The organism is Micropruina sp. (assembly GCF_027492755.1).
Lineage (GTDB): Bacteria > Actinomycetota > Actinomycetes > Propionibacteriales > Propionibacteriaceae > Micropruina.
Genome location: NZ_JAPUED010000236.1, coordinates 1 through 8,172 on the forward strand (window position 1 = coordinate 1; position 8,172 = coordinate 8,172).

General features: G+C 67.9%; 9 protein-coding genes. 5 read left to right on the forward strand and 4 right to left on the reverse strand.

The window, feature by feature from the left end:
* The 3 genes from Q0066_RS16205 to Q0066_RS16215 form a co-directional block, all read left to right on the forward strand.
* Positions 1-656, forward strand: a 656-nt coding sequence (locus Q0066_RS16205; RefSeq protein ID WP_298134871.1) for an ABC transporter permease, incomplete at its 5' end; no start/stop codon positions are given.
* Positions 653-1,789 carry an ABC transporter permease gene (locus tag Q0066_RS16210; RefSeq protein ID WP_298134873.1) on the forward strand — a complete coding sequence of 379 codons (1,137 nt, stop codon included), beginning with the start codon at positions 653-655 and terminating at the stop codon, positions 1,787-1,789. The genes Q0066_RS16205 and Q0066_RS16210, both read left to right, overlap by 4 nt.
* Positions 1,786-2,805, forward strand: coding sequence for an ABC transporter ATP-binding protein (locus tag Q0066_RS16215; protein ID WP_298134875.1), 1,020 nt, complete (start codon positions 1,786-1,788; stop codon positions 2,803-2,805). Before Q0066_RS16210 ends, Q0066_RS16215 begins: the two co-directional genes overlap by 4 nt.
* A gap of 207 nt (positions 2,806-3,012) precedes the next feature.
* Here the strand turns inward: Q0066_RS16215 and Q0066_RS16220 are convergent, their stop codons facing one another.
* Entirely contained in the window at positions 3,013-3,369 is a 357-nt protein-coding gene (locus Q0066_RS16220; protein WP_298134877.1) for a hypothetical protein, read from the reverse strand.
* A gap of 307 nt (positions 3,370-3,676) precedes the next feature.
* Between Q0066_RS16220 and Q0066_RS16225 the strand changes: the two genes are divergently transcribed.
* Positions 3,677-4,573: an intradiol ring-cleavage dioxygenase gene (locus Q0066_RS16225; protein WP_298134879.1), complete on the forward strand. Its 897-nt coding sequence runs from the start codon at positions 3,677-3,679 to the stop codon at positions 4,571-4,573.
* 244 nt (positions 4,574-4,817) lie between these two features.
* Here Q0066_RS16225 and Q0066_RS16230 read toward each other — a convergent pair whose 3' ends face one another.
* Genes Q0066_RS16230 through Q0066_RS16240 form a run of 3 tightly spaced genes read right to left on the reverse strand, consistent with a single transcriptional unit; the run spans position 4,818 to position 6,358 of the window.
* On the reverse strand, positions 4,818-5,120 hold the full coding sequence (locus tag Q0066_RS16230; RefSeq protein ID WP_298134881.1) for a type II toxin-antitoxin system PemK/MazF family toxin: 303 nt from the start codon (positions 5,118-5,120) through the stop codon (positions 4,818-4,820).
* A 16-nt stretch (positions 5,121-5,136) separates the two neighbouring features.
* A complete protein-coding gene (locus Q0066_RS16235; protein WP_298134883.1) occupies positions 5,137-5,370 on the reverse strand; it encodes a ribbon-helix-helix domain-containing protein in 234 nt (77 codons plus the stop codon).
* A gap of 46 nt (positions 5,371-5,416) precedes the next feature.
* Positions 5,417-6,358, reverse strand: a complete 942-nt coding sequence (locus tag Q0066_RS16240) for a phosphatase PAP2 family protein (RefSeq protein WP_298134885.1) — start codon at positions 6,356-6,358, stop codon at positions 5,417-5,419.
* 133 nt (positions 6,359-6,491) lie between these two features.
* Between Q0066_RS16240 and Q0066_RS16245 the strand changes: the two genes are divergently transcribed.
* Positions 6,492-8,093, forward strand: coding sequence for an alpha/beta hydrolase (locus Q0066_RS16245; RefSeq protein WP_298134887.1), 1,602 nt, complete (start codon positions 6,492-6,494; stop codon positions 8,091-8,093).
* The last annotated feature ends 79 nt before the right edge of the window (positions 8,094-8,172 follow it).

The following is an 8,172-nucleotide window of genomic DNA, read 5'->3' on the forward strand; positions in this document are numbered from 1 at the left end:
CCGCCGCCGGCCAACTCGAGCCACGGGTGCGCACCTGGTACAACCCGGAACGGCGAAGTTCGGACTTCCTGATCCCGGGGCTGATGGTGGTGATCATCATGGTCGTCGCCGTCCAGCAGACCGCGGTCAGCCTGGTGCGGGAGCGTGAGCAGGGCACCGACGAACAGCTGGCGATCAGCCCGCTGGCCGGCTGGGAGATGATGATCGGCAAGCTGGCGCCCTGGACGCTGCTCGCCTTCGCCGAACTGGCCGCGATCACCGCGGTCGGGGTGTGGTTCTTCGCCCTGCCGCTGCGGGGAAGTCTGGGCGTCCTCGCGCTCGGCGCGGCGTTGTTCGTGTTCTGTTCGCTCGGCCTGGGGTTGGTCATTTCGGCGGTGGCGCCGACCTTGGAGACGGCCAACATGCTGGGGTTGCTGCTGTCGATTCTGCCGGCGTTCATCCTGTCCGGGTTCGCGTTCCCGCTGGGTTCGATTCCGGTGGTGTTGCAGGCGGTGAGCTGGCTGTTCCCGGCCCGATTCATGGTCAGCATTTCGCGCGGGGTATTCCTCAAGGGCGCCGGCATCGACGAATTGTGGCCCGAGCTGGCGGCGCTGGCCGGCTACGCGGTGGTCGTGATCGCGGTCGCGGTGCTGCTGTCGGCGAGGAGGCGACGATGAGAAGCACCGGTGCGCAGACCCGCCGGCGGATCCGGTTGCTGATCTGGAAGGAATTCCTCCAACTGCGCCGCGACCCGCTGCTGCTGCGGCTGCTGTTCCTGATGCCGATCATGCAGCTGATCCTGTTCGGCTACGTGGTGGCCGCCGACGTGAAGAACCTGAGCACCGCGATCGTCGACCTGGATCGGACGACGACCTCGCGGGCGCTGGAAGCGCACTTCGGGGCGTCCGACTACTTCCAGGTGGTCGCGCATCCGGCCGAATCCGATCTGCAGCAGCTGATGGACACCGGCACGATCGCCCTCGCGATCGTCATTCCCGAGGGCACCCAGGCGGCGCTGGACCGTGGTGAAACCGCCCCGATCGGCGTCGTGGTGGACGGCTCGGACAGTCAGGTGGCGTCCGTCGGCAGTGGCTACGCCGCCCAGATCATCGCCCGGTTCAACGCCGAACGGATGAACGCCCAGGGCGTCGACCTGGCCGCACCGGGCATCGATGCTCGGGTCAGGGTGATGTTCAACCCCACGCTGGCTTCGGTGAACACCATGATTCCCGGTCTGGTGGCGGCGATCGTGATGTTGTCGATCATGGCCGTGATGGGTCAGGCTGTGGTGAAGGAACGCGAACGCGGCACGCTGGAACAGATGTTCGTCACGCCGATCCGGCCCACCGAATACCTGATCGGCAAGGTCACCCCGTACGCCCTGGTGGCCACCGTGCAGCTGTGCCTGGTGGCGCTGGTCGGCATCTTCTGGTTCGGCGTCCCGTTCGCCGGGCAGATCTCGGTGGTCGCCGCCGGCTTGGCGCTGTTCATGCTCACCTCGATCGGGCTCGGGCTGCTGATCTCGCTGGTCTCCCACACCCGGCAGCAGGCGCAACAGCTGATGATGCTGTTCATGCTGCCCAGCTTCGTGCTGTCCGGCTTCATCTTCCCGGTCGACTCGATGCCAGCCGCGATCGTGCCGCTGACCTGGTTCGTCCCGCTCACCTGGGCGATCGAGATCCTGCGCGGCGCGTTCATCAAGGGCAGCGGTTTCGAGGCGCTGGCCACCCAGTTCTGGGTGCTCGCCGCGTTCGCCGTGGTGATCTTCGGCGCCGCCATCATCGCGACCCGGAGGAGGCTGACCGAATGACCGCCGGTGTTCCGCGACGTGCCTTTCCCGAGGACGATCCGCCCGACGATCGCCGGCCGTCCGAGCGGTTACGGGGGACCCCGCCCAATCCCGACGCCGCTATTTCGGTGCGCGGGCTGACCAAGCGCTTCGGTGGTTTCACCGCCGTCGACGGCATCGACTTCGACGTGCCGCGCGGCACCATCGTCGGCTTCCTCGGCCCCAACGGCTCAGGCAAGACCACCACGATCCGGATGCTCACCGGCACCAGCGCACCCACCGCCGGGCAGGCGCTGGTGCTCGGCGAGGACGTGGTGGCGCACCCCGAGCGGGTCCGGCAACGGTTCGGCTACATGTCGCAGAAGTTCGCCCTGTTCGAGGACATGACGGTCGAGGAGAATCTGCGCTTCTATGCCGGTGTCTACGACCTGAGTCCGGAACGGTTCGCCCAGCAGCGGGCCTACGTGCTGCAGATGGCCGACCTGCAGGGACGTGAGAACGAACTCACCGCCAACCTGTCGGTCGGCTGGCGCCAACGACTGGCGCTCGGCACCGCCACCATCCACGACCCCGAACTGTTGTTCCTCGACGAGCCGACCGGAGGCGTCGACCCCGTAGCCAGACGGCAGTTCTGGGATCTGCTCTACGAACTCGCCGGACGCGGCGTCACCCTGTTCGTCACCACCCACTACATGGACGAGGCCAGCCACTGCAATCAACTGGCCTTCATCTACCGCGGGGGCCTGATCGCCGAAGGTGCACCCGCCGAAATCCGCCACGACCTACTCACCGAGCGGGTCCTCGAGATACAGCTCACGAATGTGGACGGCGCCCTGACCTGGCTGGAGAGCGCCCCCGGCGTCGAAGAGGCCTACCTGTCCGGCGCGTCCCTGCACGCCGTGCTCGACCCGGACGCCGTCCCCGGCTTCGAGGAGCGGCTGCGAGCCGCCGGCTTCCCCGACGCCGCCGTCCGGTTGGTGGAGCCGACCCTGGAAGATGTCTTCGTCAACCTGGTGGCGCGGGCTGAGCAGTCGTGAGGTGCGGAGCGTCGACCCGAACGCGGGTTTCTTGATTCGCTCACGTTGAGACTCGCTCGGCTGGATCAGCCGATCACTTGTCATTCGCGCCCTGCAATGCGGTTTCAACAGCAGGCGCTTGTGTCCAGCTGGAGCCAACCCTGCCCACCGGATTCGTTGCAAGGTTTCTGACATCGCGTCCAGGCTTGTGGTCGTGCCAGCTAGCCCCTATTCGTTCACGAAGACCAGGACGTAGCGACCCTCGGCTGATCTCCTGAGTTCCGCCTCGTACCGCTGCATGCCGCTTGCGTCGCGGGGCGGCTTCCAACCGTCGATGTCATGCAAGTGTGATTCGAGGCCGAGCCAGAGTCGACGCGCCTCAGATGGACTTACCCACTCGGTTATGCCGCCGCCACAGTCGACCTGCACCGCGTCCAGATCGCCGAGGGTGAGAAGGCGCTCGACCTCGACGCGGTCAAGACCACTTACTCGGTGGTATTCGACACCATCCGAGCCGAACAGTCGCGAGCCGCCGCCGGCCGCCCACAGCCAGCGTGGACTCCTCGAGATTTCAGATCTGGCCACGGGGCCAGTCTGTTCTATGAGGTGAATGGATTGACACCTCGACCGACAGTGTCGAGATGCGGAAGGTCTCACCGATGAGCGGCTTCCTCACCGAGGACGAGCGGCTCGGCGTTCTGGCCGGAATCCAGCGGTGAACCGGGAGTAGTTCAGAAGCCTGAGGCCACGACCGACCGTGTTGGCTGAGCAGACGTCGTAGACGCCCAGCGAACGGGTCGCACAGCAGGCCCACAGAAGACACACAGCGCGCGTCCGGGCTGACCCGCGACGATGATCTGGACAGCTTGTACCCGTCCAGATCGGAACCGCCATGACCACCCATCGCACCGGACCACCCAGTTACCAGGGGCGTCCGCTCACCCATCCCGATGAAGAGCTGGTCGACCAGGGGCTCCAGTTCGACATCGGCACCCTGCTGAGCCGCCGTCGGATGTTCGGCCTGGCCGGCGTCGGCGCGCTCGGGCTGACTCTTGCGGCCTGCACGTCGACGACCGCCGCCTCCACAACCGCGACGGCGTCCAGTTCCACCGGGCTCACCGAGATTCCGGACGAGACCAACGGCCCCTACCCGGCCGATGGCACGAACGGGCCGGACATCCTGGAGCAGAGCGGCGTGGTCCGCTCGGACATCACCAGCAGCTTCGGCACCAGCACCACCAAGGCCGACGGTGTGCCGATGACGCTGACCCTGACCATTCTCGACATGGCCAACGGCGGTGGCGCGTTCGCCGGCGTCGCCGTCTACGTCTGGCACTGCGACGCCGGCGGCAACTACTCGATGTACTCCCAAGGCCTGGAGAACGAGAACTACCTGCGCGGCGTACAGATCGCAGACTCGGCCGGCAAAGTCACCTTCGCCAGCATTGTCCCGGCCTGCTACTCCGGACGCTGGCCGCACGTCCACTTCGAGGTCTACCCGGACGAGGCCAGCATCACCGATGCTGACAAGCGGATCTGCACCTCGCAGCTGGCGTTCCCCAAAGACGTCTGCGACGTGGTCTACGCCACTGATCGGTACTCCGGCTCCCAGGCCAACCTCGCCGGGGTCAGCCTGACCACCGACAACGTCTTCGGTGAGGACGGCGCGGCGCACCAGATGGCGGCCGTGACCGGCAACGTCGACGACGGTTACCAGGTGGCGCTCACCGTCCCGATCGACACCACCACGACACCGACCGGTGGGAGTGCGCCGGGTGGTCGGCGCTAAGCGCTGATCAAGCCGTTCTCTTGGTTGACCCTGTCGAACCGCGGCCGGCGATCCCGACAACGCCGTCCGACGAAGGGATACCTCGGCGATCTCGCGTCAGGACCCGAAATCGAATGACCTTCCCACCATCGGCGAACGATCTCGATAACCCCGGGGCCTCCAAAGGCTTCACCGACGACGATCAGCGTTCCTCACTTCACCTTGCCTCATCCGGGCCCAAGGGCCGTGGGTCGCCCCGTGTGGATCACTTGTCCGCGAGTCTGATGTCGAGGTCGTACGCAAGGACGATGGCTCGTGCCAGCAGGGCGTCCTGCTCCGAGGTGAGGTAGCCGACGGTTCGCCCGAGCGCAGTCGCCGGGATCGTGATCACGTTGTCGAGCGCGATGGCGCTCGTGTGGTCGAGTCCGTTCCGGGGGCCGACGGGGACCTCGGTGCTGAGTCCCTTGGCGGTGGAGGTGATGGGCGCCACGGTGACCTTGGTCATTGCGGCCCGCGCCGCTTCGCGGGTGAGGACGACGACCGGCCGGGTCTTGTCCAACCGCGCCAAGCAGATCTCTCGCACCTCAGTCGCCGATGTCGGTATGTCGCGTGGTCCAGTCGACGAGGGCATCCAGATCGTCGGCAGCACCGCGCTCGCGAAGGATGCCGGCGTCCTGCTCAGCGGCTTGTCGACGCATCTCGCGTTCCAGCGCGGATGCGACCAGTGCCGCTCGGCTGGCCGCCTTCCCCTGCGCCACCGCAGTGTCGAGGAAGGCGACCATCTCATCGGGCAGTCGAACCGCGATCTGTGTGCTCACGGGCCTGAGCTTACATCTTTCATCCCAAATTGGGATGCACCTCTCGTCAGGCTGGTGGTGAGGGCTGAGCCACGCTGATCCCACCCAGTTCGACCCGCTCCCGAGCCCGCGGGAGTGGACGGGTGGCGTCCAGCAGTCGCAGCAGGGTGCCCATCGCGCCGGCGCAGACGCCGATCAGTGCAGAGACACCACCGGCGTAGGCGATCAGGCCGGTCATCCGGTCGGCGGTGTTCGGGTCGCCGTCCCAGACGATGTAGCCGGCGGCGATCGCCAGGGTCACACCGCAGATGCCCAGGGCCACCAGCAGGACGGACGCCGCGCCGGGGGAGTGCCGGACGTCGCGGAGCCGTCCGCGACGCTCGGCCAGCCGAATCGCGGCCACCGCCAGATAGCCCCACGCGCAGGAGACCAGGATCGCCGCGAACACGTCCGAGGGTCGATGCCACTGATTGACCAGGGTCGCCAGGCCGTAGGCGCAGACGGCCAGGGTGCCGACCACCGTGGTCAGCGACCGCAACGCCGGCGGCACCACCAGGAGCAGGCCGACCAGTGCCGCCGCCGCGACGGTGGTGTGGCCGGACGGCAGTGTGTTCGTGCTGTTCCAGCCGCCGAGATCCAGCAGGTCGTCACGGTCGAAGACGCGGTACTTGAGCACCTGGGTGGTGACATTGGCACCCCCGACAGCGGCCGCGGCGGCCAGGCCCGCCACCCAGCGTCCGCGCACGATACCGATCACCAGCACCGTGAGCAGGATCGCCGCCACCATCGGCACGGACACCGTCGACAGCAGTTGATCGGCCTGCGCGTCGATCCGCCAGGCGCCGATGTGCGAGCCCTGCATCGCCAGCGCCTCCAGCACCTGGCCGCGGTAGCGGGTGACGAACGCCCACCAGATCAGCACCACCAGAACGCCGCTCAGCATGGCGGCCGCCAAGGGCGAGCCGACGCCGGGGAGCTCGCGCGCCGGAGGTGGGCTGGGCTGGGTCACGGACCCATGCTCTCAGGCCCGGGCAACCCGTGTGGCCGGTCCGGCCGGGTGTCTCTGGCCGAAGGTCAATGGCGGAAAGCACATGGTCGGCGTTGGAGTGGAGGCTCCGATATGTCTGAAGGAAGTCCTGCCCATGCACAAGCTCCGCCGACTCGCCGCCGTGGGTGCGGCGCTGGCCCTCCTGATCCCGTTGGCACCCGGGACCGCACAAGCAGTGACGCCGACCACGTCCGCCGTGGAACGGGGCCGGGTCGACCGTGTCCCGACCCCGAAGCTGAACTGGCGCGACTGCGAGTTCGTCCAGTGTGCGACGGTGCGGCTGCCGCTCGACTACGACCAGCCGGACGGCGAGACCGTCGACATCGCGGTCACCCGCATCCCGGCCCGCGACCCGGCGCGCCGGATCGGCAGCCTGTTCCTCAACCCGGGCGGCCCGGGCGGCTCCGGCGCCCAGTTTCCGATCCGCGCCCGGGAATGGATGGGATCCGAGGTGCTGGACCGGTTCGACCTGATCGGCATGGACCCACGCGGCACCAACGGCAGCACCACCACCCGCTGCTTCCCGACCGTGCGCCGGCTCGACCGGGTGGCCGGAACCCTGATCGGGATGAGCTTCCCGGTCACTGGTCGCGAAGAGAGCCGTTTCGTGAGCGCGGCGCGCGAACTGGCCCGGGGCTGCTCGGGCTTCGGACGCCGGCTGGCGTCGTCCATCTCCACCGCCGAGGTGGCCCGCGACATGGACGTGCTGCGCCGCGCGGTCGGTGACCGGCAGTTGACCTTTCTCGGCTTCTCCTACGGCACCTACCTCGGGCAGGTGTACGCCAACATGTTCCCGGACCGGGTGCGGGCGATCGCCATCGACGGGGTGATCGATCCCACCGAATGGGTGGGGACGGCACGCACCGCGCAGACACCGATGTCGGTGCGAATGGACTCCACCGCGGCCACCAGTGCTGCGCTGCAGGAGGTGCTGCGGCGCTGCGAACGCGCCGCCGAGGTCTGTGGCGTCCCCGATCCGAGGGGCACCTTCGCCCGGGTCGCCGCGGCTTTGAAGAGCAAGCCGCTGGTGATCGAGGACCCCGAAGGCGACGTCACCCTCACCTACCAGCAGTTCATCGCCACCGCTGTCTTCTCGCTGTACACCGAGGAGGGTGCGGCGACGATCCCGTTGCTGGCTGCGACCGTCGACCAACTGCGCTCTCCGACACTGGCGGACGCACGGCGGGCGTCGCTGAGCGAGCGCTACCGGAGGATCTCGTCCTCGGTGCTGGAGTCGGCGGCGGAATACTCCAACGCCGTCGAACTGGTTCCGGCGGTGATGTGCTCGGACAGCCGCAATCCGCACAGCCCTCGGACGTGGTCGGCGATGGCCGCCGCAGAAGACGCCCGGGCGCCCTATGTGGGTCGGTTCTGGCTGTGGAACTCGGTGTACTGCGCCGGACAACTCTGGGGCGCCTATGACGAGGACGCCTACCGCGGCCGCTTCGACACCGCCACGGCGAACCCGGTCCTGGTGGTGGGCAACCTGCACGACCCGGCCACCAGCTACCGGGCGGCCCGCTCGGTGGCCCGGCTGCTGCCCCGCAGCCGGCTGCTGACCAGCACCAACTGGGGCCACACCGCCTACGGCGTCTCGGCGTGCGCCACCCGGCATGTCGACCGGTACCTGCTGCGCGGGTCGTTGCCGGCCCAGGGCACGGTCTGTGACGACCGTCCGGGACCGTTCGAGGGCTGATCGGGCCCGGTCTCTCGTCGTCCCGGGCAAGCCCGGGATGACGGAGAACGCTAGGGCGTCCGCCGGCGGTTGAGCTTGT